This window comes from Phyllobacterium sp. 22229 (genome assembly GCF_052056495.1).
GTDB lineage: Bacteria > Pseudomonadota > Alphaproteobacteria > Rhizobiales > Rhizobiaceae > Phyllobacterium > Phyllobacterium myrsinacearum.
Genome location: NZ_JBQEPA010000001.1, coordinates 366,645 through 385,545, shown reverse-complemented (window position 1 = coordinate 385,545; position 18,901 = coordinate 366,645). Strand labels below are relative to the sequence as shown.

The window sequence follows — 18,901 nt, the reverse complement described above, 5'->3', positions numbered from 1 at the left end:
ACGTCATGAATGTTCATACAGGACGCCAGCCGACAACCGCAGAAGCGGCGCTGGTCGACTCCTTTGTCGACCGGATGGGCGAACTGCCCGGCGATGCGGAAATCGTCAGCGCGCGTGACAATGCCATCGAGGCATTGAAGACGCAGGGTCTGCCGTCGCGCCGTATCGAGGCGTGGCACTATACCGATCTGCGCACGCTTCTGCGCAGTGTCGCCGCCTATGACGGCTCGGCGGGCACCAATGCCCTGCCGGCGGTCATTCCAGGATCGGCGGTTGCCACCGTTTCCAACGGCGTGGCACTGACATCGCCGCGGGTCGAGGGCGTTGAGTTCGTCAAGTACAGCGACAGGCTGGCCGACGGATCGGTGATCCGCGATCTCGCCATCCGTGGCGGCGACGATGCGATCGGCCAGATCAACGCCGCCTATGTAACCGATGGCTGGTCTGTTTCCATTGCCGATGGCCTCGAACTGGAAGCGCCGCTGGAACTGCAGAATGCGCAGGTGCGCGGACAGGGCCACGTGCGCTTTCCCGTCACGTTCGGCAAGGGCAGCAAGGCAACCGTCATCGAACGCCAGACCGGCGGCGCGGGCGAGGGCTTTTCGACCAGCGTCAGCAATGTCACCGTTGCCGACGATGCCGAGATTGTCTGGATCATCCTGCGCGAGCACGGCGTTGAGGCAACGCAGCTTGCCCAGTTTACCGCGACCATCGGCACCAATGCCAGGCTGACGCTCTACATCGTCAATGCCGGCGGCAAGCTGGTGCGCCAGGAAGTGCATGTGCTGTCGAAGGGCGAAGGCTCCGACTTCCAGCTGCGCGGCGTCAATCTGCTCGGCGGCGACAGCCACACGGATATCACGATGACGCTCGGCCATCTCGTCGAGAACACCACGTCGGTGCAGATCGTCCGCAATGTGGTGACGGACCGCGCGCGCGGCGTTTTCCAGGGACAGATCAAGGTCAACAGGATCGCCCAGAAGACCGATGCACGCATGGCCTGCAACACGCTGCTCCTGTCGGATGACGGGGAATTCGACGCCAAGCCGGAGCTGGAAATCTTTGCCGACGACGTGGCCTGCGGCCATGGGGCGACGGTGACCGAGATCGACGGCAACCACCTGTTCTATCTGCAGGCGCGCGGCATCCCGGAAAGCGAGGCGCGCGGCCTGCTGATCAAGGCATTCGTGGCGGAGGTCATTGAAGAACTGGAAAGCGAACCGCTGGTCGAGGCTCTTGAAGCCATTCTCGACAAGTGGCTGGCGGCGCATGTCTGATGGATTGCCTGCCGGCTGGTCCGGCGGGCACCCCTATGCATAAACATCCGACCGAAACGCAGGAAAGCGCGGGCACTATGGATACGAAGATCATTCGAGCCGGTTATGATGTCGAGGCGATCCGCCGCGACTTCCCCATCCTGTCGCGCGAGGTCTACGGCAAACCGCTGGTTTATCTCGACAACGGCGCCTCGGCGCAAAAACCGCAGGCGGTCATCGACGCGATCACCCATACCTATTCGAACGAATATGCCAATGTGCATCGCGGTCTGCATTTTCTGTCGAATGCGGCCACCGATGCCTATGAAAAGGCCCGCGAAAACGTCCGCCGCTTTCTCAATGCGTCATCGGTCGACGAGATCGTCTTCACCAAATCGGCAACCGAGGCGATCAACACGGTTGCCTATGGCTATGGCATGCCGCATATCGGCGAGGGCGACGAGATCGTCCTGTCGATCATGGAGCACCATTCCAATATCGTTCCCTGGCACTTCATCCGCGAAAGGCAGGGCGCAAAGCTGGTCTGGGTTCCCGTCGACGAGCAGGGCGCCTTCCATATCGAGGAATTCGAAGCACGGCTGACGGAACGCACCAAGCTGGTCGCCATCACCCATATGTCGAACGTGCTCGGTACCGTGACCCCGATCAAGGACATCGTGCGCATTGCCCATGCGCGCGGCATCCCTGTGCTTGTGGATGGCAGCCAGGGCGCGGTGCATCTGCCGGTTGACGTGCAGGATCTCGGCTGTGACTGGTACATTTTCACCGGGCACAAGATTTATGGCCCGTCCGGTATCGGTGTTCTCTATGGCCGCAAGGAAAAGCTGGAGGCCATGCGTCCGTTCCAGGGTGGCGGCGAGATGATCGAAGAGGTGACGGAGGATATCGTTACCTACAATCACCCGCCGCACCGCTTCGAGGCGGGTACGCCGCCGATCGCCCAGGCGATCGGTCTTGGTGCTGCCATCGAATATGTCGAAAAGATCGGCCGCGCCGCCATTCTCGCCCATGAGGAAGATTTGCGCGATTACGCGCATGAACGGCTGCGTGAGATCAATTCGCTGCGCATTTTTGGCGATGCCAAGGGCAAGGGCGCCATCATCTCCTTCGAGCTTGAAGGCATCCATGCCCACGATGTCTCCATGGTCATCGACCGGGCCGGTGTCGCCGTGCGCGCCGGTACACATTGTGCCCAGCCGCTCTTGAAACGGTTCGGCGTAACGTCCACATGCCGTGCATCGTTTGCGATGTATAATACGAGAGACGAGATCGATGTTCTCGCCGATGCGCTGGAAAAGGCGCGGAAATTCTTTGGGTGAAGGCCATGACCGATAAAGTCGAAACGCTGGAAAAAGACGAGGCGCTGAAGCCGGATGCATCCGTGGAGGTTTCCGCGGTGAGCGGTGCGGTTTCCGCTTCCGCCATTCCAGCCGATGAACTGGCCCGCATGACCGATGACATCATCGGCGCGCTGAAGACGGTCTATGACCCGGAAATTCCGGCCGATATCTATGAGCTTGGCCTCGTCTACAAGATCGATATCGAAGACGACCGTTCCGTGAAGATCGAAATGACGCTGACGGCACCCGGCTGCCCGGTTGCCGGTGAAATGCCGGGCTGGGTGCAGGATGCCGTCGGTGCCGTCGAAGGGGTCAGCTTTGTCGATGTGACGATGACCTTCGATCCGCCCTGGACACCCGACCGCATGTCGGAAGAAGCGCAGGTCGCCGTCGGCTGGTACTGACCGCTTCGCGATCCGTTGAATTCCTGCAGACATCTTCGTCCAATGTCTAATTGTCAGATACATCGCAGTTCGTCACTGTAGGGTGTCCCACGCTGCAGCCTGTGGGCAGCCGATTAACGGAACAGCCCCTCAGGAGGTCTGCGATGAGTGCTTTCTGGATCGTGCGCCTTGGCAGTGCGGGCCTGATCTTCTTCGCGCTCAAGGCCGCTTGGCATTGGCAGGCGTCAGCCCTCATTCTGACACGCGCGGATATTGCAGGAGTGCTGGACGCCCGGTCCGCCATGGGGGTTGTCGCCGAATCCGCACTGGAACAGGCACGGCAGAATGCGCGGGGCTCCCGGTCAGCTGCTCTGGCCGGGGTGCTGGCCGCCGCCGTCGCTTTCGTATTGGCGCAGGACAGGATCATCGTGGAGATGTCGCGCTCCGCGGGCGACTATGCGGCTGCAAGTCCATTTCATCGGGTTGTCACCGGCGGTAATCCTGTGTCCGATGACGTCATCAGCTATATCGAACACAACCCCGTTAAACCCGCGCCTATCGGCGATATGACGGTCGGCGCCTTGATTCCTGAAGATATTGGTGTGACCCCGGTGCCGTCCGAGCCAGGTTATGCCTATATCTATGTTGACGGTGCCCCGGTGTTGATCGATGTGCGAACGCGCCGGGTCGCCTGGATACCCTGACGGCAACCGGCAGGCGAATGGGGTACCAGGCGCATCATGCGGCTGTCAGACGGTTATGGCGCCTCGCAGCCTTCGGGAACGCTCTGGTCGAGTGGCTTGTCGAATTTCTGCAACGTGCCGTCGAGGATGGACAGGGGAACGAAGGGAACACCCTGGATGGCGGCATTCGCCAGCCGGAGGCGGTAGCAGCCATTATAGACGGTGAGCTTGCCGTCCTTCTGCTTCGATTCGATGGCGAGCGGCAGGCTCCAATAGGTGGAACCGGCAGCACCTTCGCTTTCGGCCTTGCCGAGGCGCAATTCGACCGAGACGGTGTTCTCGTACCCGGCCTGGAACTGCGGAAACGGCTGGGTATGGCCTTCCTCGGCGTAATAGCTGTAGGCGCGCGCATATTCCTGCCGGTTGATGGCATTGTAATAGGATTTGACCAGTTGCTCCGGCGTGCTGCGGTCGTCGAGATAGTCCGGCACAGACTGATTGGGCGCTTCGGCCGCTTCCTTGGCTGCAGGTGCTTCCTTGAGGGCAGGTGCTTCCGGTGCGGCCCCGGCGGGCGCTGCGGGCTTGGCGCCGGTTTCCTGCTTCGGCTCGGGCTTCTTGGCCTCCTGTGCAAGGGCAGGCGTCAGGCTCAGCGCCATACCGGCGATGCTGGTGAAAATGAGATGGCGGTAATTCATGATTTCTGCCTTCTGCGTGCGGGTTTTTGGGACGGGACGAGTTTGAACACTTGCGGTGACGGTTGTGTAACACTAACTATGGTACAGACGGATCGTTACACGATCTGAACCAAGAGAGATGAGAAATGGGTCGTTTTTCTGTCATGACGCTGACTGAGGCTGCCGCTGCCCGCGTAAGCGAGATCGTAGCGGCGCGCGAGAATGCGCTCGGCATTCGCGTCGGCATCAAGAAGGGCGGCTGCGCCGGGATGGAATATACCATCGACCTCGTCACCGAAGCCAAGCCCGGCGACGATATCGTTGAAAAGGACGGCTCCAAGGTCTTCGTTGCACCGGAGGCCGTGCTTTATCTTCTGGGAACGCAGATGGACTTTGAGGTCACGACCCTGCGCACGGGCTTTGTGTTCAACAATCCCAACCAGACATCGGCCTGCGGCTGCGGCGAGTCGGTCGAACTGACACCGGCCAAGCCGGAAGCCTTGGCGCCAGCCGCATCCTGATTTTTCACAATTGAGCCGCCAAGACGACGGCGGCGCATTTTGCGCGTGACCTCCCTGTTGCTGCCTGCAATAATCGGGCATGGACAATGATGCGATTCACGATCTGTTTTCGGGCCTTGGGCCAGTTACCATCAAGCGCATGTTTGGCGGCAAGGGCATCTATCACAATGGCCTGATCATCGCGCTTGAGGTGGCCGACGAAATCCTGCTCAAGGCCGATGCGATTTCCGCCCCCGACTTCGAAGCGGCAGGCTGCCGGCGCTGGAGTTACGAGGGGAAGTCAAAGCCCGTCGATATGCCGTACTGGTCCATTCCCGCCGATGCGTTCGATGATCCCGACATTATGACCGAATGGGCGCGCAAGGCCTATGAGGCGTCATTGCGCGCACGGCAGGCATAGGGCGCCGGGAAACGCGCTGGCGGGCTTCCCTGGGGCTGTCAGGCCGTCCGGCGGATCAGGTCCAGGGCATGAATGGTGGGAAGTGTCAGCCTGTCCGGCAAGTTATCGAGGGCGAACCAGTCGATACCGCCATGCTTGTCCGGTTCAAGCAATTGCATCTCGCCGGAAAAGCTTTCCGCCTGAAACAGAACACCGAACCAATGCTGCTTTTCATCGGGGAAGAGCTGTTCGCTAAGGCCCAGCAGTTTGATATCACCGGCTTCCAGCCCGGTTTCTTCAAGCGCTTCGCGCCGGATCGCCTGTTCGGCGGTTTCCAGGAAGTCGATCTTGCCGCCCGGTATGCCCCAAGCGCCGATCTCCGGGCTTTTCCTGCGCTGCAACAACAGGATATGGCCGTCCCTCAAGAAGACGATTCCGCATCCAACGCCCGGTGCATTCACGGTTGGAACCTTCAGATTTTCGTGTCGATCAGCATGAAGGCGGGGATTTCATCGCCAAAGCCGACCGGCGATGGTTCATTGTCGCCCCGGTCGCGGCGGTGGTCGCGATCGCGTTCACGGCGTGGTTGTTCCTGCGGTGCAGCAGGACGGGCGCGGCGCTGTTCATTCTCGGCCTTGATGGCGGCCTTCTGTGGCTTTTCAGCGGTCTTCCTGGCCGGTTTTTCCTCGATAACCGGCTGTTCACCGGTTTCCTTGGCGCGCTCGGCGGCGGCAATGATGTCGATTTCCGATTGCGGGCGCTCGCGCTCGCGGCCTTCATTGCGCGGCTTGCGCTTGCTCTCGCTCTTGCCGCGAGCGTTGCGGCCGCGGCGCGGCGCTTCGTCGGTTTCTTCCGAAACGGGCAGGGTGGAGAGATCTCCGTCATACCAGTTGATGTCTTCGCCGATCAGTTTTTCGATGGAGGCGAGATGTTTGACATCCGATGGCGTGACCAGTGTGAACGCCTTGCCCGAGCGTCCGGCGCGGCCCGTGCGGCCGATGCGGTGAACGTAATCTTCCGAATGGATCGGCACGTCGAAATTGAAGACATGGCTGACATCGGGAATGTCGAGGCCGCGGGCCGCCACATCGGAGGCGACAAGGATCTTCAGCTTGCCGTCCTTGAAATTGGCCAGCATCGTCGTGCGGGCACGCTGATCCATGTCGCCGTGCAGGGCGCCGGCATCGAATTCGTGCTTGACGAGCGAGCGGAACAGCTCCGAAACATCCTTCTTGCGGTTGCAGAAGATGATTGCGTTCTTCAGGCCATCCTCTTCGGCGCGGATGAGATCGCGCAGCTTGGCGCGTTTTTCCCAATCCTTCTTGCCGGATTTGACCAGCTGCTGCTCGACGGTCTTGGCCGTCGTCGCCGCCTTGGCGACTTCAACACGCACCGGCGCATGCAGGAACTGTTCCGTCAGCTTTGTGATCTCCGGCGGCATGGTGGCCGAGAAGAACAGCGTCTGGCGGGTGAACGGGATCAGTTTGCAGATGCGCTCGATATCGGGAATGAAGCCCATGTCGAGCATGCGGTCGGCTTCGTCGATGACGAGGATGTCGACGCCGGTCAGAAGCAGTTTGCCGCGCTCGAAATGATCGAGCAGGCGGCCGGGCGTGGCAATCAGGACGTCGGCGCCGCGCTCGAGCTTGCGCAGCTGGTCGTCAAAGGAGACGCCGCCGATCAGCAGTGCGACGTTGAGGCGATGGTTCTTGCCGTATTTGACGAAGTTTTCCTCGACCTGCGCTGCAAGCTCGCGTGTCGGCTCCAGAATGAGCGTGCGCGGCATGCGGGCACGGGCACGGCCCTGTTCCAGCAGCGTCAGCATCGGCAGCACGAAGGAAGCGGTCTTGCCGGTCCCCGTCTGGGCAATGCCGAGCACGTCCTTGCGCTGCAGCGCATGCGGGATGGCGCCTGCCTGGATCGGAGTGGGGATGGTGTATCCTGCTGCTTCGACAGCGTCGAGCACTTTCGGCGAAAGGCCCAGATCAGCGAACGTGGTCAATGGAGGTTTAACTTTCTATCTGCAGTCGATGCCGCACATGTCCGTCATTTTTGCCAATGGAATGGGTGCTTTGTATTGCACATTGTCTTGCAGGAATGGCGTTAGGGCCCATGCCCGCAAAAGTCAACTCTCGCGTCCCTCGAGATTTAAGAGTCTGTTACAATTGTGCATCACTTTAATCTAATGTTGTCAATAAAGGAACTGTTCTTTGAGAATTCGCTCATTCCACGAATGGTTCTTGTCGAACAGGATGGTTGCGCGCAGTTGCGAGGCTTCTTCGATCGTAACCGAAAGAACCGACTTCACTTCCGTGTGATCGGCAACGGCGTTGACCGGGCGCTTCTCCGGCTCGAGGATATCGAACCGCACGGTGACCTTGTTGGACAGGAGCGCCCCGCGCCAGCGCCGCGGGCGGAAGGGTGAAACCGGGGTGAGGGCGAGCAGGCGCGCATCGAGCGGCAGGATCGGCCCCTGTGCCGACAGGTTGTAGGCCGTCGATCCGGCCGGTGTTGCCACCATCACACCATCGCAGATCAGCTCTTCGAGCCGCACCTGATCGTCAACGGTGATCCGGATTTTCGCAGCCTGGTAGGATTGGCGCAGCAGATAGACGTCGTTGAGCGCAAATGAGGTGACGGTGCCTTCTTCGGCCGATTCCGCCACCATCTTGAGCGGGCGGATGGTTTCCGCCTGGGCCGCTTCCACGCGTTCCTTCAGGCCGGTCTCGCTGTACTCATTCATGAGAAAGCCGACGGAACCGCGATTCATGCCATAGGTCATCTTGCCCTGGTTCATGTGGTTCTGCAGCGTCTGGAGCATGAAGCCATCGCCGCCGAGCGCGATGATGACATCGGCATCCTTGGGCGCTGTCTGTCCATACAGCTTGACCAGCGAGGCCATGGCCTCATCGGATTCCGGCGTTCCGGAGGAGAGAAAAGCAAAGGTTTCAATATTCCGGGTCATGGCTGCCTGCGTGTCCGAGCATGTCGAGGATGTATCGCCTAGCACGGCGCGCTTGATCTGGCAAAATGCGGCCCGGCCAAAAAAACCGGAAAAAAAGCGCAAACCGTTGTTTTTTCATTTTACAATGGGGGCGTTTATGCTAATCGGACGCCGCTGCCCTTATAGCTCAGTTGGTAGAGCATCTGATTTGTAATCAGAGGGTCGGGAGTTCGAGTCTCTCTGGGGGCACCACCTTTCCTTTGATGTTGTTCGTTTGCTTTTTCGATGATCCCGCACCGGGTTTCGGGCGAGGAGTTGCGTTTCCGCTGTGGCAGCAATCCGCGCGAATGGGATGATTCCATGCGTCGTCCAGCCGGCAGGCGTCAACGCGCTGCGAGCCGCTCGGCAATTCGCGCCCGGTTGATGCGCATGGCTTCCCCGGTCGGTTGCCAATCAGCACACCATTCCGCGGGAAAACCGGCGAGCAGCTGATCGGTGTCTGCAAATTGTGGCGCGTATCCGCGTGCACGCATTTCAGCGACGAGTTGCGCTTGCCGTTTGGCAAGGTAACCCAGGCGCGGATAGAAGAACCGGACATGACCTGTACCAAGGGTGTAGCTCGATGGATTGCGCCGATCGTCCGGCGTTTCTCCCCTGGCTATCGCGGCCCTGACGAGTGCGAAGACACGGGGAAGCTCCCGGTACTCCGCAACCAGATGCGGGCCTGTAAGCTCAGATGACGGAATGCAGTTGATCCGCGTCAATCGTCTGACTTCCTCATTGTTCAATCCTGTTCGTGTTTTAAGGCACAATGCTCAAGCGTTTTTCAGCCGAGGCTTCACGCCGGTTCTACAGAAACCCAAACTGCCGGCACTTGCTGAGAAAACTTTTCACCGGCTCGGCGTCTTTTGCCGGATCGCGCGCAAAATTCTCGCAGACGGTGCGAACCTTCTCGGTTTCTCCCGCCTTTGCTCCGGCGGCGTCATAAAATGCGTTCTCGGCATCCCGCATCGGCCGGGTTTGTTCCTTCTGTTCCGTGTCAGCCGCGTTTCGCGTTGCTCCGTAATAGGCGCCACCCGCGATAAGCGCGATACAGACTGCCGCAATCAGGTGTTTCATCCGGTTGTCCCTACGCTGCTGCTCTTTGCCTGGCAGGACGCTATCGCAGGTTCGATACCAAGGCAAAGGCCATTCCAGGCAATCCGTCTTGGCGGATCACGGCAGCATTCGCTGCATCACCTCATCCCTGCGGATGAAGCGGTGCCAAAGTGCGGCCAGGGCGTGAATGCCGGCCAGAATCAGTATTCCATTGGCGCAAAGGCCGTGCAGTTCCCTGATCGAGCGCGCGGTTTCCCTGTTGGGAACAAATGGCGCGGGAATGGTGAAGAGGCCGAAAAAGCTCAAGGCATCACCCCTGAACCAGGTCAGCAATATGCCAAGGACGGGAATGGCAATCAGCAAGGCATAGAGCAAAAGATGCCCGATCTTTGCCAGCGGACGCTCCAGACCGGTCATCGAAGATGGAAGCTCCGGGGCGCCGCGCGCCATGCGCAAAGCCACCCGCCAGAACACGAGTGCGGCCAAAAGCAAGCCGAACGAAATGTGCAGCCGCCATGCCAGAGCCCGGCTGGGGTCGCCGCGCGCAAAAATATCATTGCCATAGGTCAGCGCATAGATCAGCAGGACCAGGACGAACAGCGACCAGTGCAGCGCCTTCTGCACCGGTGAATATCCATTGACCGCCATCGTGTACTCCAATTTATAATCATTCTAATGTTTCCAGATTGATGTGAAACGCGGTGCTTCGGCAACGGTTTTTTTCTTAACGATTCGTAAGGTTCCGGGCTATGGTTTCCCGGCGAGGTGCATGCGCATCCTTCCATCGCCGGACGGCTTGAAAGCGGATCACCGGTCACATACCATTCGCCCGGATTCATGATCACACGGCCCGGTGCGCGCCGTTCATTTCATCGGGAGCTTGATATGACAGGGAAAGACCGGCCGTCCTCCATTGCCCATTGGTCGCAGATCGAAGGGGCGGATGACAACCACTACAAGGGCGACGACGAACTGCTCGCCATCAATGCAGCCTTCGGCCGGCATTTCGGGCTTGGCAGGATCGGCATCCACCATCAGCGTCTGCTGCCCGGACGGCGGACATCGTTTCCGCACGCCGAGAGCGCGGAAGAGGAGTTCGTCTATGTCATCGAAGGCACGCCCGATGTCTGGCTGGATGGTGAACTGCACCGGTTGAAGGCGGGCGATGCGGTTGGTTTTCCGGCAGGCACCGGGATTGCCCATAGTTTTCTCAACAATACCGGGGAGGAGGTCCGTCTTCTCGTGGTGGGCGAAACGCCGAAACCGGAGAATCTGATCTATTATCCACGCCATCCCGAGCGCAAGGCACTGCGTTCCGACTGGTGGGACAATCCTCCCGAGCGCCCATTGGGCGGTCATGACGGCATGCCGGACAAAGTCCGGCTCTGGAAAGCGGCCAAAGCCGCCAAAGCGGAATAGGGGCCGTCATCCTGTTGCATGGGGATATTGCGCAATGCCGAATGATACTTCGCGTGAAGCACCCGTCGTGATCGATGCGGCGCTGGTCAGAACGCTGATTGCGGCGCAATTCCCGCAATGGTCGGATCTGGCGATAAAGCCGGTCCGGCAGGGCGGATGGGACAACAGGACCTTTCATCTCGGCGATCACATGACGGTGCGGTTGCCGAGCGACGCTTCCTATGCGGCGCAGGTGCTAAAAGAGCAGTATTGGCTGCCGCGGCTTGCGCCGCAACTGCCTTTGCCCATTCCCGAGCCGGTTGCCCTGGGAGAGCCGGACGAACATTATCCCTGGCACTGGTCGGTTTACCGATGGCTTGCCGGAGAAACCGCCAAGCGGGAGCGGATCGCTGACCTGCCGCAGTTTGCCAATGATCTTGCGGCGTTCCTCACGGCGCTGCAGGGCGCCGATGCAACAGGCGGCCCGGTGCCAGGCGCACATAATTTTCATCGCGGCGGATCGCTGTCGGTCTATGACGCGCAAACCCGCCAAGCCATTGCGGTGCTTGGCGGTGCGATCGATACCGGCTTGGCGACGGCCGTCTGGGATGCGGCCCTTGCAGCGGCATGGTCCGGACCGCCAGTCTGGCTTCATGGCGATGTCGCCTCCGGCAATCTTCTGGTCAGAGACCACAGGTTGAGCGCCGTGATTGATTTTGGCACGTGCGGTGTGGGCGATCCCGCCTGCGACCTTGCCATTGCCTGGACCCTTTTCGAAGGGGAAAGCCGGCAAAGCTTCAAGGCTGCGCTGCCGCTTGATCCGGCAACCTGGGCGCGGGGGCGCGGCTGGACATTGTGGAAGGCGCTGATCGTCTATGCCGGACTTCCCGGCACCAATCCCCTGGAAAAAGAAAACGCAAAGCACATCCTTGGAGAGGTGCTTGCGGATGACAGGGATCCTTGAAAAGCGTTTGAGATTTACAGCGGATTTGCATGTCGAGAATGGCTGTTTTCCCGCGATAAACCATGCCAGATTTTTCATACTAAATGAGCATTGGCGGGGCGTGGTATTTCATTTTTACTTATAGTACGGTTCGCTCGTCCTTGCGGACCATCGAAGAAAAATGAGGGGAAAAACCATGTCTTTGAAGAGAATAATGCAAGCTGCATTACTGAGTGTTGCTTTGGGCGCTCCAGTTGCGCTGGCCGATGATCTGAAGATCGCGGTCGCAGGTCCGATGACCGGCCAGCTTGCCAATATCGGTGACCAGTTCAAGCAGGGTGCACAGGCCGCAGCCGCGGCGATCAACGAAAAGGGCGGCATCAAGGGACGGCAGATCAAGCTGGTGATCGAAGATGACGTCTGCGATCCCAAACAGGCCGTTTCCATTGCCAACCGCATCGTTGCGGAAGGGATCAAGTTCGTCGATGGCCATGCGTGCTCCGGGTCCAGCATTCCGGCGTCGGCGGTTTATGCCGAGGCTGGCGTGCTGATGATGACGCCGGCGTCGTCCAATCCCGACCTGACCGATGCGGCGGCGAAAAAGGGCTGGCCGACGATCATGCGCCTTTACACGCGCGATGACGGCCAGGGTGAGTTTGTCGGTCCGTGGATCGCCAAGACCTACAAGGGCAAGCGCGTTGTCATCCTGCATGACAAGGGCGCCTATGGTAAGGGCCTTGCCGACGCGGTGAAGGCCAAGATGAACGAGAGCGGGCTGAAGGAAGTGCTGTATGACGGCATCAATGCCGGCGACAAGGACTATTCGGCGCTCATCACCAAGCTGAAGGAAGCAAAGGCCGACTTCGTCTATTTCGGCGGCTATCATCCGGAAGCAGGCCTCATTCTGCGCCAGGCGGCCGACCAGAACTTCAAGTTCCAGCTGATGATGGGCGATGCGATTGCCTCGCCGGAATTCTGGGCGGTGGCAGGACCGGCAGGCGAGGGCGTGATGTTCACATTCCCGGCCAACCCGCAGGCCCGGCCCGAGGCGAAGGCGGCCGTGGAGAAGATCAAGGCCAGCGGCTTCACGCCGGATGGATTCACGCTGTTCTCCTATGCGGTCGTCGAGGCTTTCGCTCAGGGCATTGAACGGGCGGGCAGCGATGATCCGGTCAAGGTTGCGGCGGCGCTCAAGGATGGAAAGCCGGTCAATACGGTCATTGGCCCGGTGGTTTTCGATGCGAAGGGCGATATCAAGGACGCCAAATATGACATCAATATCTGGCACGACGGCGCCTATGCGGCGATGAAGCCGTAAGACAGCGGACGGCAGGCGGTCATTTCCTCCACCCGTTCGGGTCACCATGAAAACGGGCGCTTCGGGCGCCCGTTTTTCATTGTCAGGAAAGGTTCAAGGGTCCTGACCCCTAGAGTCCGCAGCTCTGCATCTGCGCGGCGTAGCGGCTTGCCATGGCGGCGGTGCGCCGCGCTGCCCGGTCGACACCCGGCCGGTTTCGCCAGGTTCCGCGCGCATATTCCTTGGGACCGGCATAATAGGCGGCGTAGAGATTATAGGCGTCGTTGAGCGGGATGCCGTTCTTCTTGTTGCTTTGCGCGTGATACCAGCCGACGAAATACACCGCATCGGCAAAACTGGTGCGGCCGCTGCCATAGCGTCCGGTGCTGCGCTGGAATTCCGCCCAGGTGCCGTCGAGCGCCTGCGAATAGCCATAGGCGCTGGAGGGACGCGTCCAGGGAATGAAGCCGAGCAATTTGGTGCGCGGCGGTCTTGCCCGGGCCTGAAAGCCGGATTCGGTATTGATCGTGGCCATGAGAATGGGAACCGGCACGCCATATTGCGCTTCCGCGCCCTTGGCGTAGGAATACCAATTGTTGAAAAAGCCGTCCTTTTGATCGAATACGGCGCAAACATTGTTGGTCTGGGTGGGCGCCGAGGCGCAGCCTGCCAGCAACAACAAGGGTATCATCATGATGCGGCGCATGGGCAAGTCCTTTGTCTTGCCCAACCAACTAGTCCTCAATTCCTAATGGAATCTTACCAAACGGCCGCGGAAGCCGATCACATTCGATCAAATTTGATGTGACAATTTATTGTTTCTTAAACGCTGCCGCAGTGATCCCCCGATGTGCCCCGGACGATAAAGAGACTTGCCTTCGTGCCGGAGCGGGATCAGGCTTGCTCCGGCGAATCCGTTTCGTGCAATGGAAGTCGCCGGTCATTTATCCAGAGGTTTCCCCATGCGTGCCACCCTTCATCCCGCCGGAACCGTGCATCGGCTGATCATCGACGGTGTTTCCCTTCGCAACAATCTGCTGGGCGATCCGACCGCCCGCGTGGTGGATGTCTACGTGCCCGCCGGGCATGATGGCACCGGTCTGCCGCTGCTTGTCGATCTCGTGGGGTTCACCGCCGGCGGTCCCGCGCACACCAACTGGAAGGGGTTTGGCGAGAACGTTCCGGAACGGCTGGACCGGCTGATCGGTTCGGGCGCCATGCCGCCGGTCGTGGTTGCCTTCCCGGATTGTTTTACGCGGCTCGGCGGCAACCAGTACATAAACAGCGCGGCTATGGGCAATTGGGAAGATTTCCTCATCGATGAAATGCTGCCGGCCGTCGAAGGCCGGTTCGGCTGCGGCGGTCAGGGCAAGCGCGGGGTTTTCGGCAAAAGCTCCGGCGGCTACGGCACGCATGTCCACGCCATGCGCCGGTCCGATATCTGGTCCGCGGCCGCCAGCCACTCCGGCGATGCGGGCTTTGAACAGCTTTATCTGCCGGAATTTCCCGGCGTCCTGCGGGCGCTCGCCGAACATGACCTGTCTATCGAAGCCTGGATGAAGGCTTTCGAGGCGAAACCGAAAAAGAGCGACAGTGACACGCTGGTCATCATGATTTTGGCCCAGGCGGCAACATTCGATCCCGATCCGCAGGCGTTTCTGGGTCTGCGGCTGCCCGTCGATCTGGAAACCTGCGAACTGATCGAGGAGCGGTGGGCGAACTGGCTGGCCTGGGACCCGGCGCAGCTGGCGCAAACCCATGGGCACAATCTGGCCAAGCTGAAGGCCGTCTATTTCGATTGCGGCACCAAGGACCAGTACAACATTCTCTATGGCTCGCGCCGGGTGCACCGGACGCTTGACCGGCTTGGCATTGCGCACCGCTACGAAGAATTCGACGATAATCATTCGGCTGTCGACTACCGTATGGATGTGAGCCTGCCGTTTCTCGCCCGGGCCTTGAGCTGAGGCATCGGGCGCCCCAGATAGGGTAGGCCCGACCGGGCGACCAACATGGAGAGCAGGTATCCCGGTCAGGCCCTTGCTGGAGGACCAGCGACAAGGGAACGCCGCCACGGAGCGAAAGTTCCGGTTGGCAACCGGACAAACGGGGTTTTATGCAATGTTCTTGCAATCTAATGTGGTGACAACCCAAGTGTGGTAACAACCCGGTTTGATCTGCTGATCAGAATTGACCGATGCCTCGCAACCTGCTCTTCAGATGAAGAAGCACCTTGCAGTGCCTGAAATTTAGCCGATGAAAAACGACGTGAACCCAATATGACTGCGACAAACAACGAATACAGCTTGAGAGCCATGATTCCTGCCAGGGGGAGAATCCAATGCTGATCCCCAAGAATTCGTGGCTCTACGCAGCACTCTCCTATTCACTGTGGCCCTTGTTCTATTGCGTTGGTCTCATCGGAACCTATGCGGCGTTTCAGACACAGTCACCGCTTCTCTGGTTCAACGTGGTGTATTTCTCCGTGGTGGCGCTGATTGCCATCTTCGAGCGCATCATGCCGTACGAGCAAACCTGGCTGAAACGCGATGGCGAAACCTTCAATGACATCGCCCATACATTGCTGACCAAGGGCGCCGTGCAGATCGCCGCGGCCATTGGCGCGTCGTTCCCCATGCTGGTGGCCATCGTCGCCCAGCCTGTGCTCAGCACCTCGGCGCATATCTGGCCGAGTGCGTGGCCATTGGCGATCCAGGTCGTCCTTGGACTGATCATCGCCGAATTCGGGCTCTATATCGCCCACCGGCTGGCCCATGAAAAACTGGCGCTCTGGCGCTTTCACGCCTTGCACCACAGTGTCGAGCGTTTGTGGGTGGTCAATACCGGGCGCTTCCATGTGATCGATTCGCTGTTCAAGATTGCGCTCAGCCAGATCCCGCTCTACCTGCTCGGTGCCCCGCTGCCGGTGTTCCTGTGGATCAGCGCCGTGACGGCGTTTACCGGGCTTTTGACCCATTGCAATGTCGATGTGCGCACCGGGCCGCTCGACTGGGTTCTCAGCACGCCGCGGTTGCATCGCTGGCACCACTCCAAGGAATTGTCGGAAGGCAATACCAACTACGGCGAGAACCTGGTGCTGTGGGACCAGATTCTGGGGACCTATTTCAATCCGCCGCGTCCATCGCCTGTCGATATCGGTATCAGCGGCAAGGTGGCCAAGAGCTTTCTCGGCCAGCTGGCGCAGCCCTTTTCGGCCAAGGGGGTCAGGCAGATTCTCGGTTATGCCCCGAAGAAGAGCGATGAGGCTGGCGCTTCATCGGTTGCGGCGAAAGCGCTCGCCGGCGACAAGGTTGGCGACAAGGATTGAGGCGGCGATCGCCGGTTCAACCGCGCTGGCCGTGGATGGTCATGTTGAACTGCACGACGTTCGAATAGATCGGCGTGCCGACATCCATGCCGTATCGGGAACGCATGACCTTGCCTTCGACGTGAAAAACGATGGCGTTGCGGTCGTGGGTGGCAAGGCTGGCCTGAAAGCTGGCCGGACTGCTCTTGCCGCGGGCCGTCAATATTCCGTCGATGGTGGCGGTGTTGGCGCTGGTCTGGGTGATGTGCGTTGACTTGAATGTGACGGTTGGAAAGTTCTGCGCATCGAACACGGCGTCGGACCGCAGGAAGTTTTCGATCCGCGACTGGCCGGTGTTGACGCTTTCGGGAAACAGCGTGAATTCAATGCTGGACCGGCTGATATCGCCATTGTTGAGGGCAAAGACGCCGGAAAACTTCTTGAAATCGCCGGATATGCCGCCGCCGCCGATTTGCTCAACGACAAAGCCGATGCGGGACGATGCATCGATCCTGTAACGGCCTGCCACATCGGCCAGCGTATCGGCGTTTGCCAGTGCCGGCGCTATGGCGAACAGGAGTGGTATGGCGGCCTTGAGAATGGCGCTGACGCAGGTTCGGGCGATGGTCATGATCGGGTATCCTTGTTCGCAATGCGCAGGGGATCGGCATGCGGCCGAACCGGGGCCGGGCGGCGCGCGCCGAGCATGCGCAGGAGGACAGCGTCCCTTTTCCAGAAATGATGGTGCAGGGCCGCCAGTATGTGTGCGGTGGCAACAATGGCGGAGAGATAGGCAAGCCAGGCGTGGCTCATTGCCCAGAATGCTTCGGCCTGATCCGAGATGGCCAGAGGCAATGGCGGTATCACGACCAGATTGAAAGCATAGGTCGGTATCTGCAACGGTGAGCTTGAGGCAACCGCCCATCCGGTCAATGGAATGACAAAAAGGGCAAGATAGAGAAATCCGTGCGCGGCATGCGCCGCGGCGCGCTCGATCCGGCTGATGACATCCGGCATGGGCGGGCGCGGGTTTACCATCCGCCATAAAAGCCGCAGGCCCGAGAGCAGCAGAATGAGAAAGCCGAGGGATTTATGCCACTGGAAGAGGCTGAACTGCAGGGTGTAATTGCCGGTGCGGACCATCAGATAGCCCAGCAGAATCTGTCCAAGGAAAATGACGGCAATGATCCAATGGAAGAGGATCGTCACCACGCCATAGGATTCGGCATCATTTCGCAGCATCGGTGCACTCCATCGCACGAGCCGCCCCTGGGGAGGGACAACCCTGATGTGGAATGAACACCGCAGCCGCGATAATTATTCGGTGCGCCGGTTCTTTTGTCCGGCCGCGTGGATTATCCGGCTTTTGTGCTCAGAAAGCGCTGCGCCGCATAGAGCGAGATGGCTGCGGCATTCGAGACATTGAGCGATTTGATCGCGCCGGGCATGTCGAGACGGGCGAGATGGGTCACCGTTTCGCGGGTCTTCTGCCGCAAGCCCTTGCCTTCGGCGCCGAGAACCAGCGCGATGCGGTCATGCGCCATGGTTTTTTCAAGCTCCAGCGGGCCTTCCGAATCAAGGCCGATGGTGGCGAAGCCAAGTTCGTGCAGCTCGTTGATGGCATCGGCGAGGTTGCGCACCTCGATATGCGCAATGAGTTCGAGCGCACCCGAAGCAGCCTTGGCCAGCACACCCGATTCCTGCGGGCTGTGGCGGGCGGTGGTAACGATCGCCCCGGCACCGAAGGCAACGGCGGACCGCATGATCGCGCCGACATTGTGCGGATCGGTGACCTGGTCGAGAATCAGCAGGAGCTGGCTGTCTTTCAAAGCCTTCAGCGACTGGGTCTTCAGCGGCCTGACTTCGATCATGACGCCCTGATGCACGGCCTCGGAACCGGTTTCGCGATCAATGGCGCGGGGATCGACAATATCGACATCGAAGGGCAGGGCGGACGAATCAGCGATCTCCAGCCGGTCGAGGGCATTCTTGGTCACCAGCATGCGTTTGATCTGGCGCTGGGGGTTGTCCAGGGCCGCGCGCACCGTGTGCAGGCCATAGAGGCGCACCAGCCCATCGGGCGCCTGCGTGCCTTCGACAGCGGGCCGAGTCGCGCGCTGGGCCTGCGGCGGCCCTCCGGCCTTCTTGTCGCGGAACTGGCGGCGCAGCGTGGCATAGTGGGAATCTTTGGGTGTACGGGATGGTTTTTCTTCGCTCATGCCGCAACCTATAACCCTTCATGCCGCCCGGCGATATATGCTTCTTGGCGAAAATGCAGATGCTCCCGCTTTCCTGCTGCGGCCGCACCGGGGAGCGGCCCGGGACAATGATTTTCACAGGACCCGTCATTTTCTTCCGCAGACTGTTGACACCACGAAAGCTAGTCGGCATAAGGCCACCCGCAAGCCGCCGCTGGAAAACAAATCCGGCAGCTGGTTTTGCAGAGTGCCTGATGGCGCGGTTCTATCGGTAGTGACCGGAGGAGTGCCCGAGTGGTTAAAGGGGACGGACTGTAAATCCGTTAGCTTGGCTTACGTTGGTTCGAATCCAACCTCCTCCACCACTGCCGGAACCGAGCGCCTGATGCACAAGCCAAAACCGGAACTGGTTTTGGTATGGCTTGTGCACCGTTTAAAATGTTACGGTGGTTCCAGTGC

At 59.9% G+C, this 18,901-nt stretch carries 22 protein-coding genes and 2 tRNA genes; 13 read left to right on the top strand and 11 right to left on the bottom strand.

Features of this window, described 5'->3' with window-relative positions:
- Nucleotides 1-5 precede the first annotated feature (5 nt).
- The 4 genes from sufD (at nucleotide 6) to ACTJJ7_RS01980 (ending at nucleotide 3,704) form a co-directional block, all read left to right on the top strand.
- Nucleotides 6-1,277, top strand: a complete 1,272-nt coding sequence (sufD, locus tag ACTJJ7_RS01995) for a Fe-S cluster assembly protein SufD (protein ID WP_105732652.1) — start codon at nucleotides 6-8, stop codon at nucleotides 1,275-1,277.
- A gap of 77 nt (nucleotides 1,278-1,354) precedes the next feature.
- Entirely contained in the window at nucleotides 1,355-2,596 is a 1,242-nt protein-coding gene (locus ACTJJ7_RS01990; RefSeq protein ID WP_130270650.1) for a cysteine desulfurase, read from the top strand.
- Nucleotides 2,597-2,601: 5 nt separating this feature from the next.
- Complete coding sequence (locus ACTJJ7_RS01985; RefSeq protein ID WP_130270652.1) at nucleotides 2,602-3,021, top strand: SUF system Fe-S cluster assembly protein; 420 nt, start codon at nucleotides 2,602-2,604, stop codon at nucleotides 3,019-3,021.
- A gap of 143 nt (nucleotides 3,022-3,164) precedes the next feature.
- Nucleotides 3,165-3,704 carry a DUF1236 domain-containing protein gene (locus ACTJJ7_RS01980; RefSeq protein WP_440965013.1) on the top strand — a complete coding sequence of 180 codons (540 nt, stop codon included), beginning with the start codon at nucleotides 3,165-3,167 and terminating at the stop codon, nucleotides 3,702-3,704.
- 53 nt (nucleotides 3,705-3,757) lie between these two features.
- On the opposite strand, the gene ACTJJ7_RS01975 is transcribed toward ACTJJ7_RS01980, so the two are convergent.
- Nucleotides 3,758-4,378 carry a hypothetical protein gene (locus tag ACTJJ7_RS01975; protein WP_199537960.1) on the bottom strand — a complete coding sequence of 207 codons (621 nt, stop codon included), beginning with the start codon at nucleotides 4,376-4,378 and terminating at the stop codon, nucleotides 3,758-3,760.
- A gap of 125 nt (nucleotides 4,379-4,503) precedes the next feature.
- On the opposite strand from ACTJJ7_RS01975, the gene sufA reads away from it, so the two are divergent.
- Nucleotides 4,504-4,878: a Fe-S cluster assembly scaffold SufA gene (gene sufA, locus ACTJJ7_RS01970; RefSeq protein ID WP_440965011.1), complete on the top strand. Its 375-nt coding sequence runs from the start codon at nucleotides 4,504-4,506 to the stop codon at nucleotides 4,876-4,878.
- Between the two features lie 79 nt (nucleotides 4,879-4,957).
- A complete protein-coding gene (locus tag ACTJJ7_RS01965; RefSeq protein WP_440965009.1) occupies nucleotides 4,958-5,278 on the top strand; it encodes a TfoX/Sxy family protein in 321 nt (106 codons plus the stop codon).
- A gap of 38 nt (nucleotides 5,279-5,316) precedes the next feature.
- On the opposite strand, the gene ACTJJ7_RS01960 is transcribed toward ACTJJ7_RS01965, so the two are convergent.
- The 3 genes from ACTJJ7_RS01960 to ACTJJ7_RS01950 form a co-directional block, all read right to left on the bottom strand.
- Nucleotides 5,317-5,718: an NUDIX domain-containing protein gene (locus ACTJJ7_RS01960; RefSeq protein ID WP_440965007.1), complete on the bottom strand. Its 402-nt coding sequence runs from the start codon at nucleotides 5,716-5,718 to the stop codon at nucleotides 5,317-5,319.
- An 11-nt stretch (nucleotides 5,719-5,729) separates the two neighbouring features.
- Entirely contained in the window at nucleotides 5,730-7,259 is a 1,530-nt protein-coding gene (locus tag ACTJJ7_RS01955; protein ID WP_440965005.1) for a DEAD/DEAH box helicase, read from the bottom strand.
- A gap of 189 nt (nucleotides 7,260-7,448) precedes the next feature.
- The gene (locus ACTJJ7_RS01950) at nucleotides 7,449-8,222 is read right to left on the bottom strand and encodes an NAD kinase (RefSeq protein WP_105733116.1); all 774 of its coding nucleotides are present in this window, start codon (nucleotides 8,220-8,222) and stop codon (nucleotides 7,449-7,451) included.
- A gap of 155 nt (nucleotides 8,223-8,377) precedes the next feature.
- Here ACTJJ7_RS01950 and ACTJJ7_RS01945 point away from each other — a divergent pair.
- Nucleotides 8,378-8,453: transfer RNA gene (locus tag ACTJJ7_RS01945), tRNA-Thr, on the top strand.
- Nucleotides 8,454-8,584: 131 nt separating this feature from the next.
- Here the strand turns inward: ACTJJ7_RS01945 and ACTJJ7_RS01940 are convergent.
- The 3 genes from ACTJJ7_RS01940 to ACTJJ7_RS01930 form a co-directional block, all read right to left on the bottom strand.
- Nucleotides 8,585-8,965, bottom strand: a complete 381-nt coding sequence (locus tag ACTJJ7_RS01940; RefSeq protein ID WP_440965002.1) for a pyrimidine dimer DNA glycosylase/endonuclease V — start codon at nucleotides 8,963-8,965, stop codon at nucleotides 8,585-8,587.
- Nucleotides 8,966-9,050: 85 nt separating this feature from the next.
- Entirely contained in the window at nucleotides 9,051-9,320 is a 270-nt protein-coding gene (locus tag ACTJJ7_RS01935) for a hypothetical protein (RefSeq protein WP_440965000.1), read from the bottom strand.
- A 96-nt stretch (nucleotides 9,321-9,416) separates the two neighbouring features.
- A complete protein-coding gene (locus ACTJJ7_RS01930; RefSeq protein WP_440964998.1) occupies nucleotides 9,417-9,947 on the bottom strand; it encodes a cytochrome b in 531 nt (176 codons plus the stop codon).
- 237 nt (nucleotides 9,948-10,184) lie between these two features.
- On the opposite strand from ACTJJ7_RS01930, the gene ACTJJ7_RS01925 reads away from it, so the two are divergent.
- From ACTJJ7_RS01925 to ACTJJ7_RS01915, 3 genes are all read left to right on the top strand, one after another.
- Complete coding sequence (locus tag ACTJJ7_RS01925; RefSeq protein ID WP_440964996.1) at nucleotides 10,185-10,718, top strand: cupin domain-containing protein; 534 nt, start codon at nucleotides 10,185-10,187, stop codon at nucleotides 10,716-10,718.
- A gap of 34 nt (nucleotides 10,719-10,752) precedes the next feature.
- A complete protein-coding gene (locus ACTJJ7_RS01920; protein WP_440964994.1) occupies nucleotides 10,753-11,661 on the top strand; it encodes an aminoglycoside phosphotransferase family protein in 909 nt (302 codons plus the stop codon).
- A 193-nt stretch (nucleotides 11,662-11,854) separates the two neighbouring features.
- Nucleotides 11,855-12,958: an ABC transporter substrate-binding protein gene (locus tag ACTJJ7_RS01915; protein ID WP_440964992.1), complete on the top strand. Its 1,104-nt coding sequence runs from the start codon at nucleotides 11,855-11,857 to the stop codon at nucleotides 12,956-12,958.
- A gap of 109 nt (nucleotides 12,959-13,067) precedes the next feature.
- Here ACTJJ7_RS01915 and ACTJJ7_RS01910 read toward each other — a convergent pair whose 3' ends face one another.
- Complete coding sequence (locus tag ACTJJ7_RS01910; protein ID WP_105733118.1) at nucleotides 13,068-13,643, bottom strand: transglycosylase SLT domain-containing protein; 576 nt, start codon at nucleotides 13,641-13,643, stop codon at nucleotides 13,068-13,070.
- A gap of 256 nt (nucleotides 13,644-13,899) precedes the next feature.
- On the opposite strand from ACTJJ7_RS01910, the gene ACTJJ7_RS01905 reads away from it, so the two are divergent.
- Both ACTJJ7_RS01905 and ACTJJ7_RS01900 read left to right on the top strand, forming a co-directional pair.
- On the top strand, nucleotides 13,900-14,904 hold the full coding sequence (locus tag ACTJJ7_RS01905) for an alpha/beta hydrolase (protein ID WP_440964990.1): 1,005 nt from the start codon (nucleotides 13,900-13,902) through the stop codon (nucleotides 14,902-14,904).
- A gap of 374 nt (nucleotides 14,905-15,278) precedes the next feature.
- Entirely contained in the window at nucleotides 15,279-16,265 is a 987-nt protein-coding gene (locus ACTJJ7_RS01900; protein ID WP_105732665.1) for a sterol desaturase family protein, read from the top strand.
- A 16-nt stretch (nucleotides 16,266-16,281) separates the two neighbouring features.
- Here ACTJJ7_RS01900 and ACTJJ7_RS01895 read toward each other — a convergent pair whose 3' ends face one another.
- The 3 genes from ACTJJ7_RS01895 to rlmB all read right to left on the bottom strand — a co-directional run bounded on the left by ACTJJ7_RS01895 (nucleotide 16,282) and on the right by rlmB (nucleotide 18,463).
- Entirely contained in the window at nucleotides 16,282-16,875 is a 594-nt protein-coding gene (locus ACTJJ7_RS01895) for a YceI family protein (protein ID WP_105732666.1), read from the bottom strand.
- Complete coding sequence (locus ACTJJ7_RS01890; protein WP_440964988.1) at nucleotides 16,872-17,486, bottom strand: cytochrome b; 615 nt, start codon at nucleotides 17,484-17,486, stop codon at nucleotides 16,872-16,874. Before ACTJJ7_RS01890 ends, ACTJJ7_RS01895 begins: the two co-directional genes overlap by 4 nt.
- A 113-nt stretch (nucleotides 17,487-17,599) precedes the next feature.
- A complete protein-coding gene (gene rlmB, locus ACTJJ7_RS01885; RefSeq protein WP_105732668.1) occupies nucleotides 17,600-18,463 on the bottom strand; it encodes a 23S rRNA (guanosine(2251)-2'-O)-methyltransferase RlmB in 864 nt (287 codons plus the stop codon).
- A gap of 259 nt (nucleotides 18,464-18,722) precedes the next feature.
- On the opposite strand from rlmB, the gene ACTJJ7_RS01880 reads away from it, so the two are divergent.
- A tRNA-Tyr gene (locus ACTJJ7_RS01880) sits at nucleotides 18,723-18,807 on the top strand.
- Nucleotides 18,808-18,901 lie beyond the last annotated feature (94 nt).

Excerpts from the sequence above, each read along its gene's own strand:
- sufD (WP_105732652.1), top strand. The coding sequence starts at position 6 with ATGAATGTTCATACAGGACGCCAGCCGACAACCGCAGAAGCGGCGCTG.
- ACTJJ7_RS01990 (WP_130270650.1), top strand. The coding sequence starts at position 1,355 with ATGGATACGAAGATCATTCGAGCCGGTTATGATGTCGAGGCGATCCGC.
- ACTJJ7_RS01985 (WP_130270652.1), top strand. The coding sequence starts at position 2,602 with ATGACCGATAAAGTCGAAACGCTGGAAAAAGACGAGGCGCTGAAGCCG.
- ACTJJ7_RS01980 (WP_440965013.1), top strand. The coding sequence starts at position 3,165 with ATGAGTGCTTTCTGGATCGTGCGCCTTGGCAGTGCGGGCCTGATCTTC.
- ACTJJ7_RS01975 (WP_199537960.1), bottom strand. The coding sequence starts at position 4,378 with ATGAATTACCGCCATCTCATTTTCACCAGCATCGCCGGTATGGCGCTG.
- sufA (WP_440965011.1), top strand. The coding sequence starts at position 4,504 with ATGGGTCGTTTTTCTGTCATGACGCTGACTGAGGCTGCCGCTGCCCGC.
- ACTJJ7_RS01965 (WP_440965009.1), top strand. The coding sequence starts at position 4,958 with ATGGACAATGATGCGATTCACGATCTGTTTTCGGGCCTTGGGCCAGTT.
- ACTJJ7_RS01950 (WP_105733116.1), bottom strand. The coding sequence starts at position 8,222 with ATGACCCGGAATATTGAAACCTTTGCTTTTCTCTCCTCCGGAACGCCG.
- ACTJJ7_RS01935 (WP_440965000.1), bottom strand. The coding sequence starts at position 9,320 with ATGAAACACCTGATTGCGGCAGTCTGTATCGCGCTTATCGCGGGTGGC.
- ACTJJ7_RS01930 (WP_440964998.1), bottom strand. The coding sequence starts at position 9,947 with ATGGCGGTCAATGGATATTCACCGGTGCAGAAGGCGCTGCACTGGTCG.
- ACTJJ7_RS01925 (WP_440964996.1), top strand. The coding sequence starts at position 10,185 with ATGACAGGGAAAGACCGGCCGTCCTCCATTGCCCATTGGTCGCAGATC.
- ACTJJ7_RS01920 (WP_440964994.1), top strand. The coding sequence starts at position 10,753 with ATGCCGAATGATACTTCGCGTGAAGCACCCGTCGTGATCGATGCGGCG.
- ACTJJ7_RS01915 (WP_440964992.1), top strand. The coding sequence starts at position 11,855 with ATGCAAGCTGCATTACTGAGTGTTGCTTTGGGCGCTCCAGTTGCGCTG.
- ACTJJ7_RS01910 (WP_105733118.1), bottom strand. The coding sequence starts at position 13,643 with ATGCGCCGCATCATGATGATACCCTTGTTGTTGCTGGCAGGCTGCGCC.
- ACTJJ7_RS01905 (WP_440964990.1), top strand. The coding sequence starts at position 13,900 with ATGCGTGCCACCCTTCATCCCGCCGGAACCGTGCATCGGCTGATCATC.
- ACTJJ7_RS01900 (WP_105732665.1), top strand. The coding sequence starts at position 15,279 with ATGCTGATCCCCAAGAATTCGTGGCTCTACGCAGCACTCTCCTATTCA.
- ACTJJ7_RS01895 (WP_105732666.1), bottom strand. The coding sequence starts at position 16,875 with ATGACCATCGCCCGAACCTGCGTCAGCGCCATTCTCAAGGCCGCCATA.
- ACTJJ7_RS01890 (WP_440964988.1), bottom strand. The coding sequence starts at position 17,486 with ATGCTGCGAAATGATGCCGAATCCTATGGCGTGGTGACGATCCTCTTC.
- rlmB (WP_105732668.1), bottom strand. The coding sequence starts at position 18,463 with ATGAGCGAAGAAAAACCATCCCGTACACCCAAAGATTCCCACTATGCC.